Source organism: Flavobacterium sp. OHVDL-2026-0007 (genome assembly GCF_059882335.1).
The window spans coordinates 2866467-2886682 of record NZ_CM187612.1 but is presented as its reverse complement, the minus strand read 5'-3'; the positions used below and the strand labels follow the sequence as shown (position 1 = coordinate 2886682).

Sequence of the window (20216 nt, the reverse complement as noted above, 5' to 3'; positions counted from 1 at the left end):
CTTATTGTGATAATTTCTGAATTATGAAAAAAAGCAATGTTTGGTCCTTACGATTGGGTTTTTCTGGGAAAGAAGCCAAGAAAATAGAGCAGCTAGGATTGGAGAAGTTTCTACAATATTCCTATAATTCTCCATTTGATAAACAACTTCCTGCTTTTTTAGAGGATGATCCCAAGACTCTTCTTGAGCTCAAAACAGTGCGAGAATCCATAAAAAGCGCGGATTCTGAAACTAAAAAGAAGTTGCTAAAGAAAGAAATCTATTCCGCTGTTGAATTAAAAAAATGGTGGATTTCAAAAATGCGTAATGATGAATTTCCATTACGCGAAAACATGGTTTGTTTTTGGCACAATCATTTTGTTTCTACTTCTCAAAAAGTAAAAGTCAATTATTGGATTTATCAACACAATATGATTCTGCGTGAACATGCTTTCGGAAATTTCAAAGAACTGACCAAGCAAATTGTGAAATCCAATGCAATGGTGAAGTATTTAGACAATGTTGATAATAGAAAAGGCAAATACAACGAAAATCTAAGCCGTGAATTATTGGAATTATTTACTATCGGGATTGGGAATTATTCTGAAAGCGATATCAAAAACGGAGCAAGAGCTTTAGCGGGATTAAATTATGGAAATGAGGGCGCAGTTTATAGGCGCTTTGCAGAAGATGATACCGATAAAACGTATTTCGGTAAAACGGGAAATTGGAAAGTAGATGATCTTGTCGATATTATTTTTCAGCAGAAAGAAATACCGTATTTAATTACCAAAAAAATTCTCAAATGGTTTATTTATGATAATCCATCAGAGAAAGCTGTGACCTATTATGGTGATTATTTTAGAAAAGTAAATTTTGAAATCGCACCGCTGCTAACTAAAATTTTCACGGAAGAATATGCTAAAGATGTTTCGGGAACAAAAATAAAAGATCCATTGGTTTATGTTTTACAACTATTACATGAATTGCATATAGATGATCTTGAAGATGGGATGGTACTGTTTTTTCTAAAGCAACAAGGAATGGATTTGTACAATCAGGTCAACGTGAAAGGGTGGGACGGCGGAAATTCCTGGTTGACTTCTCAGATTTATTTACAGCGAAATAATACTGCTGATTTGCTTTGTAGCGGAAGGAGTATTAATCGAAAGATTTTCAATACAATGACTTCTGAAACCGAAAAGCCAAAAGCAGAATTGGAGAAAATCGCGGTAAAAATTGATTTTGATCGTGACGGAAATAATAAAATGATTATTAGTGAATTATCGGACAGGTTATTATTCAAAGTAGATAATTCCATGCAGAAAGACATGGAGAATTTACTCAAATATGATTTTGATTCAAAAGAGGTGCATGCCAATTTCGCTGTAATAAGACTCTTTAATTACATGACAAAACTACCCGAATATCAATTAATTTAGAGCGCTACAGTTATGAACAGAAGAAATTTTCTAACGCTTACAGGGACTTTTACAGGTGGAATGCTTGTGCTTCCTGAATTTTTACACGCTTTTGGTTCACAGAATAATTTGGTAATCGGACAGCAATGTATAGTGTTTGTGCAGTTAAACGGTGGCAATGATGGGTTGAATACCTTTATTCCCTATGATAATCCACTGTATTATGATCTTAGGACGAAAATTGCGCTGAATAAAGATGTGGTGGTTGGAAAAAATAAAGGAATGGCGTTTCATCCAGCGCTAAGAGATTTTGCTCAAATGCAACAAAATGGTGATTTAACAGTAATTCAGAACGTAGGTTATCCAGAGCCGGTTCGTTCCCATTTTAGAAGTCAAGAAATTTGGCAAACCGCAACAGACTCCAATAAATATATAAATGAAGGCTGGCTCGGAAGGTATTTGGATTTTCAATGCAAGGATCATCAACCAACAGCAGGCATTAATCTGGATTCTATTGATAATTTGGCTTTAAAAGGAATAGAACCGAATGCTATTACGGTAAAAGACCCCAACCGATTTAAAGTAAAATCGGATCGTGAAGAGAATGTAAGCTTGTCGGATAATCCACAATTGGATTTTGTTCGTAAAATTGCGAATTCTGTTACAGAAGGTTCAGATGAAATCCAGAAAGCCTTGGCGAAATCCAAATCTGAAATTAATTATCCTAAAACAGAATTATCCAAAAATCTGGAATGGATCGGCCGATTGATAAAAGGTAATTTAAATTCAAGAGTGTATTATACTTCTTTAGGGGGATTCGATACACACGACAATCAGCTGGCAATTCACCAAAGGAAATTAACGGACTTGAATGATTCGCTGTATAGTTTTTATCAGGATTTAAAACAAGCTCAGTTGCTTCAAAATGTAACCGTGGTAGTATTTTCGGAATTTGGCAGACGCGTTAGAGATAACGGAAACGGAACAGATCATGGAACCGCTGCGCCAATGTTTATTATTGGAGGAAATAACAAAGGAACTATTCTGGGGAATAATCCAAATTTAGGTGACTTAGATAATGGAGATTTAAAACATGAAATTGATTTTAGAAGTGTTTATGCGTCATTGTTACAACAAAAAATGAATTTTGATTATGCTAAAATAGGAATAAAAAATAGACCAGTTTCTGGTTTGTTTTAGAGATAAGCAGCAGTAAAGAATTCAATTTTTGTTTAAACGTATTTCCAAAAATTAAGTCTAAGGCCAGAAAGAGTAAGATAGAAAAAAATTAATCTTTAATTCATATAAAGCAGTTAGCGAAAGGTAGATGCTTTTGCTTTTTAATTATATTGGCATAGGACTACAAATAAAAGATTAGCAATTTAAGAGGGAGCAGTTGTCTAAAAATCAATTATCTATATCGCATTTTAAGGCCTATTTTTTAACATATCTTACAAAACCGAGGTATTTTGTTAAGAAATCCCTTTTTGTGTCATAAAATGCAATCTTTTTTTTGGTACAGTTAAAATAATTTATACATTCGCAGAGAATTTATTGAAAAACACAAACACAATGTCAACTAACCGTTTTTATTTTAGCAACTCTTTTTATTTCTTCTTTAGTAGAAGTCAGGATTGTGCTATGGTTATTTGAGAATATAAAAAAGACAAATAAAACTAATATACAATCCTGATGCAAATCAGGATTTTTTTTTGAATATATGACAACGAAAATTGCAATACAAGGTATAAAGGGATCTTTCCATCATCAGGTGGTTAAAGAGTATTTTTCTGAGAATGTGGATATTGACGAATGTTTGTCTTTTGAGGAATTAGTCGATAGCCTTCTTGCAGGAAAATCAGATCAGGCCGTTATGGCGATTGAAAATTCGATTGCAGGTCCGATTATTCCGAATTATGCGTTGATTGATAAGAATAATTTACACATAGTGGGTGAGCATTATTTGAGTATTCATCAAAACATGATGGCTTTAAGAGGTCAGAAAATGGAGGATATCACGGAAGTTCATTCGCATCCAATGGCCTTATTACAATGTATGGATTTCTTAAAGAAATATCCAAACATCAAGTTGGTTGAGGATAAAGATACAGCGGAAACGGCGAGAAGAATTCAAGAAAAACAGCTGACCGGAATTGCTGCTATTGCTAGTAAAACGGCTTCTGAAATGTATGATTTGGAAATTCTGGCGCCAGAAATTCAAACGATCAAAAACAATATGACTCGTTTTGTAATCATCAAAAAAGAAAATTCATTTTTGTCGGAAAGCGAAATTAATAGAGCCTCTATCAAGTTTGAATTGGATCATAAAAGAGGAAGTTTAGCAGCGGTTTTGAATGTGATGAGCGACTGCAAACTGAATTTAACTAAAATTCAATCCTTGCCAAAAATTGAAACACCTTGGAAATATTCTTTTTTCGTAGATGTGACGTTTGAGAAATATGAAGATTTTGCAAAAGCGAAATCCTTATTAAATATAATGGCAGAATATTTTAAAGTGTTGGGTGAATATAAGAACACCAAGCCGTAAGAAAGAAATTTCAGTCCCTGATGATATTCAGAAGGACAATGAAGAATAAAACGTTAAAAGAGTAGATATAGAATCATGATTACAACAGCAAAAAGATTAGATACAGTTGAAGAATACTACTTCTCATCCAAATTGAGAGAGGTTCGTCAATTGCAGTCTGAAGGGAAATCAATCATCAATATGGGAATCGGAAGCCCTGATTTGAGTCCGTCCAAAGCAGTAATTGAAGCGGTAGCCGCTGCAATTCTAGAGGAGAACGGGCATGGTTATCAGAGTTATCAAGGATTGCCAGAATTGAGAAAAGCAATGGCTGATTTTTATCAAAATCAATTTGCTGTGGAGTTGAATCCTACTAATGAAATTTTGCCTTTGATGGGTTCCAAAGAAGGAATCATGCATATTTCGTTAGCCTTTTTGAATGAAGGAGATCATGTTTTGATTCCGAATCCAGGTTATCCAACCTATACTTCGGTAACCAATTTGGTAGGAGCGGTTCCAGTGTATTATGATTTGAAAGAAGCCAATGCTTGGGAGCCAGATTTTGAAGCCTTGGAAAAATTAGATCTTTCAAAAGTAAAGATTATGTGGTTGGGTTATCCCCACATGCCTACTGGAGCAAGAGGAAGTTTAGCGTTATTTGAAAAATTGGTTGCTTTTGCTAAAAAACACAACATATTATTGGTTAATGATAATCCATATAGTTTTGTTTTGAATGACAATCCAATGAGTTTGTTACAAGTTGAAGGGGCAAAAGAAGTGGCTTTAGAATTGAATTCACTTAGTAAAACATTCAACATGGCAGGCTGGAGAGTCGGAATGGTTTTAGGAAACCCTGAAATTATCGATGCTGTTTTGAAAGTAAAGAGCAATATGGACAGCGGAATGTTTTATGGCATTCAAAAAGGAGCTATTGCCGCTTTGAATTGTGATCGATCATGGTTCGAAGAGCAGAACAAAATTTACAGACGTCGTCGTGAACTAACCAACCAACTAGCAGAAAAACTAGGTTGTAAAGTGTATGCTGAAGGAGTAGGGCTTTTTGTTTGGGCCAAATTACCGGAAGGAATTGCATCAGCAGAGAAGTTCATTGATGAAATATTATACGAGAAACATATTTTTATCACACCGGGAACCATTTTCGGAAGTAATGGTGAGGGGTATATCCGATTCTCGTTATGTGTGAAAGAAGAAAAAGTACAAGAAGCTATAGATCGATTTTAGCTTCTAATAAAAAAGAAAAATGAAAGTATACGTAATAGGAATAGGGTTAATAGGAGGCTCGATGGTGTTAGATATCAAAACACAGCATCCGAACGCGACTATTTTTGGGATCGATAGTAACGAAAAACATTTGCAGGAAGCAATTGATCTAGGAGTTATCGATCAGGTAGGAAACTTTGAAGATTTGGCCCAGGCTGATTTTGTTATCGTTTCGGTTCCTGTGGATGTAGCGCTGGTGGTTTTACCAAAAGTGCTGGATTTGGTTGGAGATAAAACCATTGTTTTTGAAGTAGGGTCGACTAAAAAGCCAATTTGTGATGCTGTTGCTCAGCATCCTAAAAGAAGAAACTTTATCGCGACACATCCCATTGCAGGAACTGAGTTTTCAGGACCATCGGCAGCGATAAAAGGATTGTTCAAAGGAAAGACTAATATTATTTGTGAAGTAGAAAAAACTACTTTCAAATTGCAGGAAAAAGCCTTGCAGCTTTTTAGTGAAATCGGAATGAGGATTCGTTATATGGATCCGACTTCACACGACAAACACATTGCTTACGTTTCGCATTTGTCGCACATTAGTTCGTTTATGCTCGGAAAAACGGTCATGAACAAGGAAAAAGACGAACAAGATATTTTCGATATGGCGGGAAGTGGTTTTGAAAGTACTGTTCGTTTGGCCAAGAGTTCTCCAGCGATGTGGACACCAATTTTCAAGCAAAACAAAGAACATGTGATTGAAACATTGGAAGAATATATTTCGAATCTTAGCCGATTTAGAGATTTATTAAAAGAAGATAATTATAATGCCATTTTTGAAGAAATGGAAAGTACCAATAGAATTAAAGAGATATTAAACGGATTAACAATTAAAAAATAAAACTAAAAATTAAGATGGAAAATAAGAAAGAAATGAGAAAGTGGTTAGATGATATGAATTTGAATCACCCACTTGTGATAGCTGGACCTTGTAGTGCAGAGACTGAAGATCAAGTATTGAAAATTGCTCATGAATTGAAAGATTCAAAAGTAAGTGTATTCAGAGCAGGTATCTGGAAACCAAGAACACGTCCAGGAGGATTTGAAGGTGTTGGAGAAATTGGATTAAAATGGTTACAAAAAGCCAAAGCGGAAACAGGTTTATTAATGGGAACTGAAGTAGCAACTGCAGCACATTGTAAATTAGCTTTAGAGCATGATATTGACGTTTTATGGGTTGGAGCTCGTACTACTGCAAATCCTTTCGCAGTTCAAGAAATTGCTGATACTTTGAAAGGTACAGATAAAATCGTTTTGGTTAAAAACCCTGTAAACCCAGATTTAGCTTTATGGTTAGGTGGTGTAGAGCGTTTACATATGGCTGGAATTGAGAAATTAGGTGTAATTCATAGAGGTTTCTCTACTTACGAAAAAACAAAATACAGAAACATTCCAGAATGGCAAATTGCAATCGAATTGCAAAATAAATTCCCTGACTTACCATTAATCATCGATCCATCTCACATTACAGGAGATCGTAAAATGATTTTCGAAGTAACGCAAGAGGCTTTAGATTTGAATTACGATGGTATGATTATCGAAACGCATATCGATCCAGACAACGCTTGGAGTGATGCTGCTCAACAAGTAACTCCAGATGTTTTGAAGAAAATCATTAAAGATTTGACGATCAGAAAAACGGATGATACTACAGATGAGTACAGCAATAAAATGACTAAGCTTAGAGCAAACATCGATGTATTAGATGCTAACTTATTAGACTTGTTAGGAAAACGTATGAAAGTAGCTGACGAAATTGGTCAAGTGAAAAAAGACGCAAACGTAGCGATTCTTCAAAATACGCGTTGGAATGAAATCTTAGGTAAAATGATTTTAGAAGGTGAGAAAAAAGGACTTACTGAAGAGTTTGTTTTGAGAATGTTCAAAGCAATTCACCAAGAAAGTATCGGTCACCAAGAAAAAATATTCAATGCCTAATTGAACTGTTTTAAATCTAAACTCCATAACGAATCAAAAGTTATGGAGTTTTTTTGTTTATAGGCAAGTGCAAAAACTTTACACTTTGAAGTTTAAACGAAAAACAATCAATTATCTTTGCAAAGATTTAGGATTTGAATCTAAAATTCTAAAGCAGTTATCTAAAATTAAAAAATGACAGGACTCGTATATAAATCTACAGGAAGTTGGTACACCGTAAAATCTGAAAAAGGCGATTTTATAGAATGCCGTATGAAAGGGAAATTCAGAATGAAAGGGATCAAAAGTACCAATCCGATTGCTGTAGGTGATCTTGTTGATTATGAACTCGAAGAAACTTCGGATACCGTTACGGGAACTATTCATCATATTCACGAGAGAAAGAATTACATCGTGCGTAAGTCGGTTAATTTATCGCATCAGATGCATATTATCGCATCGAATATCGATCGCGTTTTTCTATTGATCACGATCAATAACCCACCAACAACCTTTAATTTTATAGACCGTTTTTTGGTTACAGCTGAAGCTTATGGCATTGAAACCATTTTGGTGTTTAATAAAATAGACACTTTTGATGAGGCTACTTCGGATGAGCAATTGTATATGCAATACGTATACCAACAAATTGGTTACAAATGTCTGCGTGTTTCTTCTACTGAAATGAAAGGAGTAGAGGAGCTAAAAGCAATGATGATTGGTAAAGTAAGTATGTTCTCTGGACATTCAGGTGTAGGGAAATCCACTCTGGTAAACGCCATGGAGCCTTCTTTACATCTTAAAACCAAAACCATTTCTGAAGCCAGTAAACAAGGGCAACATACCACTACTTTTGCTGAAATGTATGATTTGTCATTTGATGCCAAAATCATTGACACACCAGGGATAAAAGGCTTTGGAATTGTGGATATGGAGAAAGAGGAAATCAGTGGTTATTTCCCTGAATTCTTTAGATTGAAAGAACAATGTAAGTTTAATAATTGTTTGCATAAGGAAGAGCCACATTGTGCTATTAAAGCCGCTTTGGAAAGAGATGAAATTGCTTGGTCTCGTTATAATAGTTATCTTAAAATTCTGGAAGGGGATGATGAAAATTACCGAACCGATATTTATAATGACGATCGTACCGCTAGTGACGAAACCAGAAACAAAGGAAATTAAATGGTAAAGAATACCCAGCTGTATTCCATACCTATCCTATAATTAAGATGCACGGGAGTGCATCTTTTGTTTGAATCGAATTTTTAATCTTTACTTTAAAATATAAAAATGAGAGTAGTGCTTCAAAGAGTTTCTTCAGCATCAGTAATGGTGGAGGGAAATAAAACAGCTGATATTCAAAAAGGCTTGTTGGTTTTGGTCGGAATTGAAGATGCCGATACTCAGGAAGATATTGACTGGTTGGTGGGGAAAATCATCAAAATGCGCATTTTTGCGGATGAAAATCAAGTCATGAACTGCTCGGTTCAGGACATAGATGGCGATATTATCGCAGTGAGTCAGTTTACGCTGCACGCTTCTACAAAAAAGGGAAATCGCCCTTCATACATAAGAGCTGCTAAGCCGGAATTTGCTATTCCGATGTATGAGAATTTCGTAAAAAAATTAGAGATAGACTTTGATAAAAAAGTGCAAACTGGAATATTTGGTGCAGATATGAAAGTTAGTCTGTTAAATGACGGACCAGTAACCATTGTTATGGACAGTAAAAACCGAGAGTAAAAAATCATAAATAAATGTTAATAATTTCTAAAAATAATATACATTTGAAGAAATTACCTACTAATGATAAAGCTCTTTTATGCCCTGACTTTTTTCTTATTTACACAGCTTTCTTCTGCTCAGAAGAGTGAATTAGCGGTATCAAAAATCCCAGATAGTCTTAAGGAGAATGCTAATGCTGTAGTGCGTTTGGATCAAATGGATATAGCCATTACCTCACAACGTAGCATGAACGTCAAAGTACAAAGAATTGTAACGGTTTTTAACGAGGCAGGATTGAACGATATTGATGCTTATCAAGGATACGATAAAGCTATTTCCGTAAAAAATATTGAAGCAGTTGTTTATGATGCTTTAGGTAAGGAAATCAAAAAAATTAAACGTAAAGATTTTAGAGATCAAAGTGCTGTAAGTGGCAGTACACTTTTTTCAGATAATCGTGTAATTTTATTGCAATATACTCCAGTTTCTTATCCTTTTACCATTGTTTACAACAGTGAGATTGAAACCTCCAACACAGCCTTTATACCACAATGGTATTTCTTAGGTGGCTATTTCGTAAGTGTTGAAAAATGCCTACTAAATGTTACTTTTCCTAATAACCTTGGATTTAAAAAGAAAGAATTCCAGTTTGTCGGTTATGATATCCAAAAAACAGTAGATACCGATACACAACTAAGTTATTTGGGGACTGCTATTTTAGCGCGGAAATCCGAAGATTTTAGCCCAGCTCTGAGTAATCTTTTTCCTAGAGTGATGATGGGTTTAGAGAGCTTTCATCTAGAAGGTGTAGATGGAACGGCTAAAACTTGGGAAGCATTCGGTAAATGGTATAATGAGAAAATTCTATCGGGAACTACAGTATTGCCTGATGAAACTAAAGCTAAGATCAAAGCACTGGTAGGTGATGAAAAAGATCCCATTAAAAAAGCGAAAATTATTTATGATTATGTGCAGAAAAAATCGAGGTATGTCAATATCGCTATTGGTATTGGAGGTTGGAAACCGATGCTGGCAGCTGATGTAGATCGATTAGGGTACGGGGACTGTAAAGCGTTAACCAACTATACAAAAGCACTTCTACAGGCAGTTGATGTGCCTTCTTATAATACGATTTTATATGGTGGCCATTACAAAACGGATATTCAGTCTGATTTTGTTTCCATGCAAGGCAATCATATGATATTGGCTATTCCTAACGGTGATAATTTTGCCTGGCTAGAATGTACAAGTCAGGACGACCCGTTTGGTTATCAAGGAACTTTTACAGACGATAGAGATGTTTTAGTGGTGAAACCTGAAGGGGGTATAATTGTTAGAACAACTCTTTATGACGACAATGGGAATTCTCAGAAGGACAAAGGTGTTTACACCATCAATGAAAATGGCGATTTTTCGGGTTCAATTTTCATTACTTCAGAAGGTTCTCAATACAGTGATAAATCATCAATCGAATCTTTTCAACCAACTGAAAAGGAAGCGCATTATAAGAGATATTGGGATAATATCAATAATCTGAAACTGGGCAAAATTATGTTTTCAAACGACAAAGAGAAAATTCGTTTTACAGAAGATGTGCAGCTAAGTGCCGTTAGTTACGCTTCGATTTCTGCTAATAAAATGATTTTTGCTGTAGATGCATTTAATCAAAGCTCAAAAAGTATTAAACGAATCAGGAATAGAAAAAATCCATTTGAAATTCAAAGAGGCTATGTAGATACGGATGAAATTGAAATTAATCTGCCGCCAGGATTTGCTATTGAATTTTTGCCTTCCAATTTTGAATTGAAGGGGAAATTTGGGCAGTACAAGACGGAGATTGTCAAAAGAGATAAAAATAAACTGATCTATAAACGCTCCATGTTTTTAAATAAAGGCAAGTACTCCAATAAAGAATATGATGAATATCGTCTTTTTATGGAGCAAGTGTCTAGAAATGATAACGCCAAAATTGTATTAACCAAGAACTAACCTACCATGAAATCAATTCAACTTTTTAGTCTGTCCCTATTGCTGTTGTTTATTACTCAAGGATCTGCACAGGAATTTAAATTAGGAAAAGTATCCGTTGCGGAACTTGAGCAAAAAATACATCCAAAAGATTCATCGGCGGTTGCTGCCGTTTTATATAAAAAAGGAAAAGCCAGAATCGAATACGAAGTGAACAATGGCTTTGTAACGACAACAGAAGTGGAAATGCGAATCAAAATCTATAAAAAAGAAGGTTATCAATGGGCCAATCAAGAGGTATGGTATTTCAATTATACTGATTTAACTGAAAAAGTGAGTTTTTCGGATGCGGTGACCTATAACCTTGTTGACGGTAAGATTGAAAAAACCAAACTAAAAAGTGAGGGGGTTTTTGATGAAGTGCTTAATAAATTCAGAGGCCAGAAAAAGATTACCATGCCCAACGTGAAGGAAGGGTCGGTGATCGAATTTAAATATGTTATTAGAAGTCCTAGGGCTAGTACGATTAGAGAATGGGATTTTCAAGCCAGCATTCCCGTGAATTATTCCGAGTTTGTGACCTATGTGCCGCAGTATTATGTTTTTAATTCGAGACAGAAAGGGTATATATTTCCTAAGGTTACTACGGAAAAAGCGAATAAAGCGATTATTTATACAAATAAAGAAAGCGTGGCTTTAAGAGGTTTTGGAGGAGGAACTCAAAAAACGTCGGTTGTTCAGGAGAAAGTGGATTATGTAGAAACTCGAACCACTTATTTAGCAGAGAATGTCCCTGCTATTAAAGAGGAATCCTATGTCAATAATATTGATAATTATGTTTCGAGTGTTCAGCATGAGTTGTCCATGACCAATTTCCCTAATTCACCAATGAAGATGTTTTCTACGGATTGGAATGCTGTAGTAAAAACCATTTATGAATATGAAGATTTCGGTCCTGAATTGAATAAAACCGGCTATTTTGAAGAGGATTTGAAAGCCTTGTTAGTAGGGAAGAATACACTTGAAGAAAAAGTATTAGTCATTTTAAATCACGTAAAGTCTAGTGTAAAATGGAATGGTTATACGGGCTATGGTTGTGATAGTGGTGTAAGGAAGGCCTATAAGGAGAAAACAGGAAATATTGCGGATATTAATTTAATGATGACTGCCATGTTGCGTTATGCAGGTTTAACGGCGAATCCGGTTTTATTGAGCACGCGTTCTAATGGAATTGCGTTTTTTCCCAATAGAAATGCTTTCAATTATGTGATTGCTGCTGTTGAGACCCCAGATGGACTTATTCTATTAGATGCGTCAGATAGACTCTCCGTGCCAAACGTCTTGCCTTTACACACGTTAAATTGGTTTGGTCGATTGATTCGAAAAGATGGGACTTCCCAGGAAGTAGGTTTAATGCCGAGTAAGTTGTCAAATGATGTAGTATATCTTAATTATACCGTTGATGCCCAAGGGAAAGTTACCGGAAAAGCAAGAAGACAGTGTACGGATTACAATGCTTTGATCACCAGAAAGAAAATTTTTAGCTTAAAAGAAGAGGAGTATTTAGAGAAATTGGAGAATCAGAATGGTAAAATTGAGATCAGTGATTATACCAAAACCAATGAAAAAGAACTCTTGATGCCTATTACAGAAGCGTACTCCTTTACAGGGAATGGTTTATGTGATGTAATCGGAGGTAAAATATATATTAATCCGATGTTGTTTTTTACAAACGTCAAAAATCCGTTTAAACAAGAGGAAAGGGAGTATCCAGTGGACTTTGGATTTCCTTATTCGGATAAATATGTGATCACATTAAATATTCCAGAGGGTTTTACTGCTGAAGTAGTGCCTCAGCCCGTTATTCTTAAGATGGATGAGGATTTAGGAACTTTTAAGTTTATTTCTGCCCTTCAGGGTAATACTTTGCAAATTAGTATTCAGCATCAGATTAATGCAGCGATTATTTCTTCTGAAAGGTATGAAATGCTCAAAGAGTATTACAAAGGAATGATTGCCAAAGAAACAGAAAAAATTGTTTTGAAAAGAATTTAAGGATGGTAATAAGAATAATGATTATCGCGCTATTCACGCTTTGTTGTGTTTCAAAAAGTAAAGCTCAAAATTATGAGTTAGGTAAAGTGACAGTCAAGGAATTAGAGGAGAGCGTTTATCCAAAGGATACTGCTGCTCCAGCGGCCATTTTGTTTAAAAAAGGGAGGACTTTTTTTACCTACAATAGAAAAAGTGGGTTTGCAGTCAATCACGAGTACGAGTTCAAAATTAAAATTTATAAAAAAGAAGGCTTAGAATGGGCCGATCAAAAAGTGAGATTTTATGTGGGTTATGAAAACCTAAGAGAGGATCGATTGGAATTTTCAAATGCCGTTACCTATAATCTTGAAAATGGATCCGTTGTAAAAACGAAGCTCGAAAATCAAGGCGCTTTTACGAAAAAAGTAAATAAATATTGGGAGGAAAAAATAATAACATTGCCTAATGTAAAAGTGGGTTCTATTATTGAATACAAATATGTTTTAAAGACAGAAGACATTGGGAAGTTGCCTGATTTTGAAACCCAATACAGTATACCAGTACGTTATTTCGAATATAAGACAGAGATTCCAGTGTACTATGTTTATAAACCAGTAGTGGTGGGGAATTTGGCTATAGAGTCAACAGGTAAAGTCACCTTTGGACGACAAAGTTATGAGGATGAGTTTAATGCGACAAAAACCATTGAGTTCGAGCAGTTTAATGCGGTTTATAAAGGAAAAGATATTCCGGCATTACAAGACGAACCTTATGTCAATAATGTGAATAATTATAGGGGATCTATTGAGCATGAATTGGAAGTGATTCGTTATCCGGAACAACCCATTAAAGACTACACCCTTAGCTGGGAAGGCGTAGCGAATTCTATTTTTAAGGAGGAACGCTTTGGTAAAGAATTACATGAGAAAAATTTTTTAGTAGAAGATGTAAAGCGATTAATACTTAATGTTGAATCAAAACGAGAGCGCTTGGATGTCATTTTTAAATTTGTCCAGGAAAAAATGAATTGGAATGAGGTCTATGGTTACTATACAGATAAAGGAGTTGTAAAAGCCTATGCTGATCAAGTAGGAAATGTAGCGGAAATCAATTTTATCTTAATCAATATGCTAAAATTGGCTGGCTTAGAAGTTAATCCGGTTTTGATCAGTACTATTGAAAATGGAATACCTGTCTATCCGACCAGAACCGGTTTTAATTATGTGATTGCCGCAGTGGAATTAGATGGAAAAAAAATACTCTTAGATGCCACACGTAAATTTACTTCGCCTAATATTTTGCCCTTAAATGTTTTAAATTGGAAAGGAAGACTAATAAAGGAGGATGGAACTTCTCAAGAGATTGCTTTAGAGCCAGTTAAATTGTCAGGAGAATATTCCAATTTGGTAGTCAAAATAGACGGCGCTGGAAAAATGGATGGACGCGCTAGAATTCAAAGAACCGATTACAATGCGTACCGTTTTAGAATTCAAAATGCAGCTAAAGCCCAGGAGGATTACCTGGAGAAATTAGAAGAACAATTAGGAGATCTAAAGATTACAGATTATATAATTGAAAATAAGAAGACCAATCTTGCTGATCCTGTAGTGGAAAGTTATGCTTTTGTTAGCGATAATCAATACGAGATAATTGGAGGGAAAATATACGTAAATCCTTTGTTGTTTTTGACCATGAGTAAGAATCCTTTTAAGAAAGAGCAAAGACAGATGGATATTTGTTTTGCCTATCCTACTCAGGAAAAAGTCAATGTCAATATAGAAATTCCATCTGGATATGAAGTAGAATCTCTACCAGCTCCCATCAAGATTTTATCGGAAAATAAGGAGATAGCCTATATGTTAAATATAGTGAATCAAGGAAACAAAATTCAAATAATTAGTTCCAAAGAAATTAACAATAGTATTTTTGCGGTAGATCAATACCTTGGATTAAAAGAACTTTTCCAAAAAATGATCGCCAGTCAAAATCAAAAAATTGTTCTTAAAAAAATATAACTATGAATTTGAAAAATGCACAGCTTGATGTGGATACTTGGATTAAAGAGCACGGTGTTCGCTATTTTAATGAGTTAACCAATATGGCACAGCTTACTGAAGAAGTAGGTGAAGTGGCCAGAATTATTGCTCGTAGGTACGGTGAGCAATCCGAGAAAGAAAGCGATAAAAATAAAGATTTAGGTGAAGAATTGGCCGATGTTGTGTTTGTGGTTTTGTGTTTAGCCAATCAAACAGGAATTGATTTACAAGCTGCTTTTGATAAAAAGATGGATTTCAAATCGGTTAGAGACAAAGACCGCCATAAAAACAACGATAAATTAAAATAATGTGATAAGTCACGGCAAAGTTTTGGAGTGTCCTTTTTTTAAAATAAATTTGCCAAAATGCACTAAATAACAAGCCAAAATGAATTTATTATTACATACTTCTCACAATAATTTACAAGGTCAAATTGCGGTTACAGGATCAAAAAGCGAAACCAATCGTTTGTTGTTACTAAAAGCGTTGTTTCCTAATATTACTTTAGCTAATACTTCAAATTCTGATGACAGTGAAGTAATGCAAAAAGCGTTGGTTGGTCATGACGAAATTGTAGATATTCATCATGCAGGAACGGCAATGCGTTTTTTAACCGCTTATTTTGCAGTGAATCAGGGAAGAAAAGTAGTGATGACGGGTTCTAGTAGAATGCAAGAGCGTCCGATAAAAATTCTAGTGGAGGCTTTGGGGCAATTGGGAGTGGAGATCTCTTATGAAAAAGAAGAAGGTTATCCGCCGATACGTATCAAAGGAAAAAAAGTGACCGCTTCAAAAGTGACTTTGGCCGCCAATGTAAGTAGTCAATATATTTCCGCTTTATTGTTAGTGGCTTCTAAATTGGAAAATGGTTTAGAGTTGACTTTAGAAGGGGAGATTACCTCAATTCCTTATATCAAAATGACTTTGGCTCTGCTTAATGATTTGGCTATTGAAACTAGTTTTGAAGGAAATGTAATTAAAGTATATCCTAAAACTGAAGTAGCTTCTAAAGAAATGGTAGTGGAGTCGGATTGGAGCTCTGCGTCTTACTTTTTTAGTTTAGTTGCTTTAGCCGATACAGCCTCTATTACCTTAAGCAGTTATAAGGAGAATAGTTTACAAGGAGATTCTGAATTGGTATCCCTTTATGAGCAATTAGGAGTGAAAACTACTTTTGAGGATAATAAAATGACCTTGGTAAAACAAGCAGATTTTAAATTTGAAACAGTAAATTTTGAACTAAACAATACACCAGATATTGCACAAACTATAGTGGTTACTTGTTTAGGTTTAGGAATTGGTTGTCATTTAACGGGGCTTCATACCTTAAAAATTAAAGAGACAGATCGTCTAGAAGCCTTACGAATTGAACTTACAAAATTAGGAGCGAACATTTCAGTGACTAATGATAGTTTGACTTTGTTACCAACTCAAGAGATCAATCACAATATCACCATAGCCACTTATAATGATCATCGTATGGCCATGGCTTTTGCTCCATTGGCACTTAAAGTACCGATCATAATCGAGAATGCTGAAGTAGTTTCTAAATCATATCCTGATTTCTGGAATGATTTAAAGGCCTTGAAATTTGAAGTTTCAGAATTATAAGCAGACTGTAAAAATACAAAAGAAATTCCCGCTGATAAAAAGCATGTAAGGGAAACAAAATAGAATGACCTCTAGTGTGAACTGGAGGTTTTTTTATGCTTTTTTTCAGGGTTAAGAAATAAACCAATTTATTCTTGTAAAGCTGCTCCTTCAATTGAGCATGTTTCAGCTGTGAAGTAAAAAAACGGAGGAAAAACATTCTTTCAAAGGAACTCCAAAGAGCAGCAAACTAACGACTTTTGAAAATAAACAGCAAAACACTTGACAAGGCCTATCTCACAATCGTATATTTGCAGACGATTAAAAATCAGGTATTGAATAATCCTGATCGAAAATCTATAACTCATAACTTTCTCAAATGAAATTATCACATTTTCAATTTAATTTACCGAAAGAACTTTTAGCCGAATTTCCAGCAGAGAACAGAGATGAATCTCGTTTAATGGTAATCGATCGTCAAAAACAAACTATAGAGCATAAAATGTTTAAAGATGTTATCAATTATTTTGATGACGGTGACGTTTTAATTCTTAACAATACTAAAGTTTTCCCTGCACGTTTGTACGGAAACAAAGAAAAAACGGGAGCAAGAATCGAAGTTTTTTTATTGAGAGAACTTAACTCTGAGCAACGTCTTTGGGATGTTTTGGTTGATCCAGCTCGTAAAATCAGAATTGGTAATAAACTTTATTTTGGTGATGACGATTCATTGGTTGCTGAGGTAATTGATAACACGACTTCACGTGGTAGAACATTACGTTTTTTATACGACGGTTCTTATGAAGAATTTAGAAATAAATTGACGGAACTTGGAGAAACTCCAATTCCTAAATATATCAGTAGAGAGGTAACTGCAGAAGATGCAGAAAGATACCAAACTATTTATGCAAAAGAAGAAGGAGCTGTAGCGGCACCAACTGCAGGTTTACACTTCTCAAAACATCTTTTGAAGAAGTTAGAAATCAAAGGAATCAATTTTGCTGAAGTAACGCTTCACGTTGGTTTGGGAACTTTCAACCCAGTTGAGGTTGAAGATTTGTCTAAACACAAGATGGATTCTGAAGAATTGATCATCAAACAAGAAGCTTGTGATATCGTAAATGCTGCTAAAGTAAATAAAAAACGTATTTGTGCAGTTGGAACTACCTCGATGCGTGCTATCGAAAGTTCAGTATCCTCTCAAAATACTTTAAATCCGTACGAAGGTTGGACCAATAAATTCATCTTCCCTCCTCACGATTTTAGTATTGCGAACTGTATGATTACCAATTTCCACACGCCAAAATCAACATTGTTAATGATGATTTCAGCTTTCTGTGGTCATGATTTAATGAAGAGAGCTTACGATGAGGCCATCAAAGAAGAATACAAATTCTATTCTTACGGAGATGCGATGTTAATCATCTAACTCACTAAGAGCTATAATAATAAAAAACTCGTCAGCATTGACGAGTTTTTTTATGCCTAAAAATGAAATAGTTTAGTGTACTTGATAAACCAATTTTACCGTTATATTGGCGGTTTTGTTTTTAGATGTCGTATTAAAAGAACCTCCATATGAAAAATCTTCTGAAGAGTTTTGACCCGTTATTTGAAAAACGCCCATGTCAGATTTTTTTAGGTTGCCTAATGCCGCATCCGCATTTTCTGCAATACTTTTGGCTCTGATACTGGCATCTTTAGTAGCTTCCGCAATCATTTTTATTTTTAACTCCGCCAATTTAGTGTAATAGTATTCAGGGGGATTCGAGTACAATTCAACTCCAGAATTGATCAGTTCGCTGGATTGTCTAGAAATATCTTCAATCTTATTGACATTTTTCGACTGAATAGTGACGGTTTGAGTTAAGGTGAATCCAGTAAATGTTTGCTGTTTTATAGTGCCATTTTCGCTATAGGAAGTATCAAAATCTTTATTGAAGCTCACCGCCGAAAATACAATTTCACCAGCAGGAATCCCTTTGCTGTTTAAGTATCCTTTTATTTTTTCACGATCACCGTCTAAGGCTTCATAGGCTTCTTTCAAGGTGAAACTTTTTTTGGAAAAAGAAGCACTCCAAACAATTAGATCTGAAGTAAAGTCTTTTTTTCCCAAACCGGTCACACTTATGGTGTTGTCGTTTTTGTTTCTATTTTGAAAAGCACTCGAAAATAAATAAGACGAAATGATTACGGCTAAAGCGATGATAATCACATTTAAATTGTTTTTGAGCATAGCTAATGTTTTTAATTTCAATCAAATATAATTTAAAAATGGATGCTTTGTATCAATTTATTTACAATTTATAATACGGCCATCATTAGGAGGATATTTTGCAAGAAATTAAATAAATGTCTATTTTTACCAATAAAAATTCAATCAATGGCTTTCTTAAATACTCGCGAATTCGCAAAACAACTCGATTCAGAGGACCAATTACATCCTTATCAAGAGCAATTTATTTTTCCTAAAGTGAATGACAAAAGGGTGATTTACTTTACTGGAAATTCGCTGGGATTACAACCTAAACGTACCAAAGCTTATATTGATGAAGTGATGGACGATTGGGCAAACTTAGCAGTAGAGGGGCATTTTTATGCGCAGAAACCTTGGTGGGATTATCAAGAAAGATTTGCGGAGCCTTTAAGTAAAATTGTGGGGGCTTTGCCTTCTGAAGTTACGGTGATGAATACCTTAACGGTAAATCTTCATTTGTTAATGGTTTCTTTTTATCAACCCACTGCTACTCGTTATAAAATTATTTGTGAAGAGAAAGCCTTCCCTTCTGATCAATACATGTTTCAGAGTCAAGTGCATTTTCATGGTCTTAAGGCCGAGGATGCTATAGTAGAAATTAAGCGCCGAGAAGGAGAACATAATATTCGTCTTGAGGACGTTTTGGCTAAAATTGAAGAAGTTGGAGATGAACTGGCTTTGGTGTTAATTGGAGGAGTTAACTATTATACGGGTCAAGTTTTTGATATGAAGACCATCACTAGTGCTGGTCATAAAGTGGGCGCAAAAGTAGGATGGGATTTGGCGCATGCTGCTGGAAATATTAAACTTCAGCTACACGATTGGAATGTAGATTTTGCTGCTTGGTGCAGTTATAAATACATGAATTCAGGGCCCGGAAATGCTTCAGGCTGTTTTGTTCATGAAAGACATCATCATAATCCTGATCTACCTCGCTTTGCGGGTTGGTGGGGACATAATAAAGAACGCCGTTTTAAAATGGAGCCTACTTTCGATCCTGTTCATGGGGCAGATGGTTGGCAAATTAGTAATTTACCCGTACTCTCGTTAGCACCTTATTTAGCGTCGGTTGAAATGTTTGCTGAAGTGGGTATGGATGCTTTGATTGCCAAACGAGATAAGATTACTGCTTATTTAGAGTTCATACTCCATGAAATCGATAAGGAAGTGGAGGGGAGATTTGAAATTATTACCCCTTCTAATCCTGAGGAAAGAGCTTCGCAATTATCTGTTTTTCTTCATGGAGAAGGAAGAAGTTTGTTTGATTATTTAATGAAAAATGGAGTGATTACAGATTGGCGTGAACCGAATGTGATTCGTTTGGCTCCAGTTCCCTTGTATTGTTCCTATGAAGATATGTATGATTTTGGGCAAATTTTGAAAAATGGAATTTTGGGTAAATAGTCTGAAGTGAAGTGTTTGATTATAAGTTGTATAGGGTGACAAAGAGGATATTCTTTTAATTCTGTAAGCTTTTCGTTGAA

16 protein-coding genes are annotated in these 20216 nt (G+C 35.2%); 15 read left to right on the top strand and 1 reads right to left on the bottom strand.

All coding sequences use genetic code 11. The features are described 5' to 3' along the window. The first annotated feature begins 23 nt into the window (after positions 1–23). The 14 genes from AC51AA_RS11640 (at position 24) to queA (ending at position 17904) form a co-directional block, all read left to right on the top strand. A complete protein-coding gene (locus AC51AA_RS11640; RefSeq protein ID WP_500702407.1) occupies positions 24–1421 on the top strand; it encodes a DUF1800 domain-containing protein in 1398 nt (465 codons plus the stop codon). Between the two features lie 12 nt (positions 1422–1433). Next, positions 1434–2600 carry a DUF1501 domain-containing protein gene (locus tag AC51AA_RS11635; protein ID WP_500702406.1) on the top strand — a complete coding sequence of 389 codons (1167 nt, stop codon included), beginning with the start codon at positions 1434–1436 and terminating at the stop codon, positions 2598–2600. 520 nt (positions 2601–3120) lie between these two features. Further along, on the top strand, positions 3121–3948 hold the full coding sequence (locus AC51AA_RS11630) for a prephenate dehydratase (RefSeq protein ID WP_500702405.1): 828 nt from the start codon (positions 3121–3123) through the stop codon (positions 3946–3948). A gap of 75 nt (positions 3949–4023) precedes the next feature. After that, entirely contained in the window at positions 4024–5169 is a 1146-nt protein-coding gene (locus AC51AA_RS11625; protein WP_500702404.1) for a pyridoxal phosphate-dependent aminotransferase, read from the top strand. Positions 5170–5188: 19 nt separating this feature from the next. After that, positions 5189–6046, top strand: a complete 858-nt coding sequence (locus AC51AA_RS11620) for a prephenate dehydrogenase (protein WP_500702403.1) — start codon at positions 5189–5191, stop codon at positions 6044–6046. A 14-nt stretch (positions 6047–6060) separates the two neighbouring features. Continuing rightward, complete coding sequence (locus AC51AA_RS11615; RefSeq protein WP_500702402.1) at positions 6061–7143, top strand: chorismate mutase; 1083 nt, start codon at positions 6061–6063, stop codon at positions 7141–7143. A gap of 174 nt (positions 7144–7317) precedes the next feature. Continuing rightward, complete coding sequence (rsgA, locus tag AC51AA_RS11610) at positions 7318–8304, top strand: ribosome small subunit-dependent GTPase A (protein WP_500702401.1); 987 nt, start codon at positions 7318–7320, stop codon at positions 8302–8304. 108 nt (positions 8305–8412) lie between these two features. Beyond that, positions 8413–8865, top strand: coding sequence for a D-aminoacyl-tRNA deacylase (gene dtd / locus AC51AA_RS11605; protein WP_500702400.1), 453 nt, complete (start codon positions 8413–8415; stop codon positions 8863–8865). Between the two features lie 63 nt (positions 8866–8928). Continuing rightward, positions 8929–10836, top strand: a complete 1908-nt coding sequence (locus AC51AA_RS11600; protein WP_500702399.1) for a DUF3858 domain-containing protein — start codon at positions 8929–8931, stop codon at positions 10834–10836. Between the two features lie 6 nt (positions 10837–10842). Further along, the gene (locus AC51AA_RS11595) at positions 10843–12870 is read left to right on the top strand and encodes a DUF3858 domain-containing protein (protein WP_500702398.1); all 2028 of its coding nucleotides are present in this window, start codon (positions 10843–10845) and stop codon (positions 12868–12870) included. A 2-nt stretch (positions 12871–12872) separates the two neighbouring features. After that, the gene (locus AC51AA_RS11590) at positions 12873–14864 is read left to right on the top strand and encodes a DUF3858 domain-containing protein (protein WP_500702397.1); all 1992 of its coding nucleotides are present in this window, start codon (positions 12873–12875) and stop codon (positions 14862–14864) included. 2 nt (positions 14865–14866) lie between these two features. Beyond that, positions 14867–15193 (top strand): nucleotide pyrophosphohydrolase, encoded by a 327-nt coding sequence (locus AC51AA_RS11585; RefSeq protein ID WP_500702396.1) that lies wholly within the window; start codon positions 14867–14869, stop codon positions 15191–15193. A 79-nt stretch (positions 15194–15272) separates the two neighbouring features. Then, positions 15273–16496, top strand: a complete 1224-nt coding sequence (gene aroA, locus AC51AA_RS11580) for a 3-phosphoshikimate 1-carboxyvinyltransferase (protein ID WP_500702395.1) — start codon at positions 15273–15275, stop codon at positions 16494–16496. 358 nt (positions 16497–16854) lie between these two features. Next, positions 16855–17904, top strand: a complete 1050-nt coding sequence (gene queA / locus AC51AA_RS11575) for a tRNA preQ1(34) S-adenosylmethionine ribosyltransferase-isomerase QueA (RefSeq protein WP_500702394.1) — start codon at positions 16855–16857, stop codon at positions 17902–17904. Between the two features lie 72 nt (positions 17905–17976). On the opposite strand, the gene AC51AA_RS11570 is transcribed toward queA, so the two are convergent. Continuing rightward, positions 17977–18711 carry an SIMPL domain-containing protein gene (locus AC51AA_RS11570; protein WP_500702393.1) on the bottom strand — a complete coding sequence of 245 codons (735 nt, stop codon included), beginning with the start codon at positions 18709–18711 and terminating at the stop codon, positions 17977–17979. Positions 18712–18858: 147 nt separating this feature from the next. On the opposite strand from AC51AA_RS11570, the gene kynU reads away from it, so the two are divergent. Next, positions 18859–20136: a kynureninase gene (kynU, locus tag AC51AA_RS11565; RefSeq protein ID WP_500702392.1), complete on the top strand. Its 1278-nt coding sequence runs from the start codon at positions 18859–18861 to the stop codon at positions 20134–20136. The last annotated feature ends 80 nt before the right edge of the window (positions 20137–20216 follow it).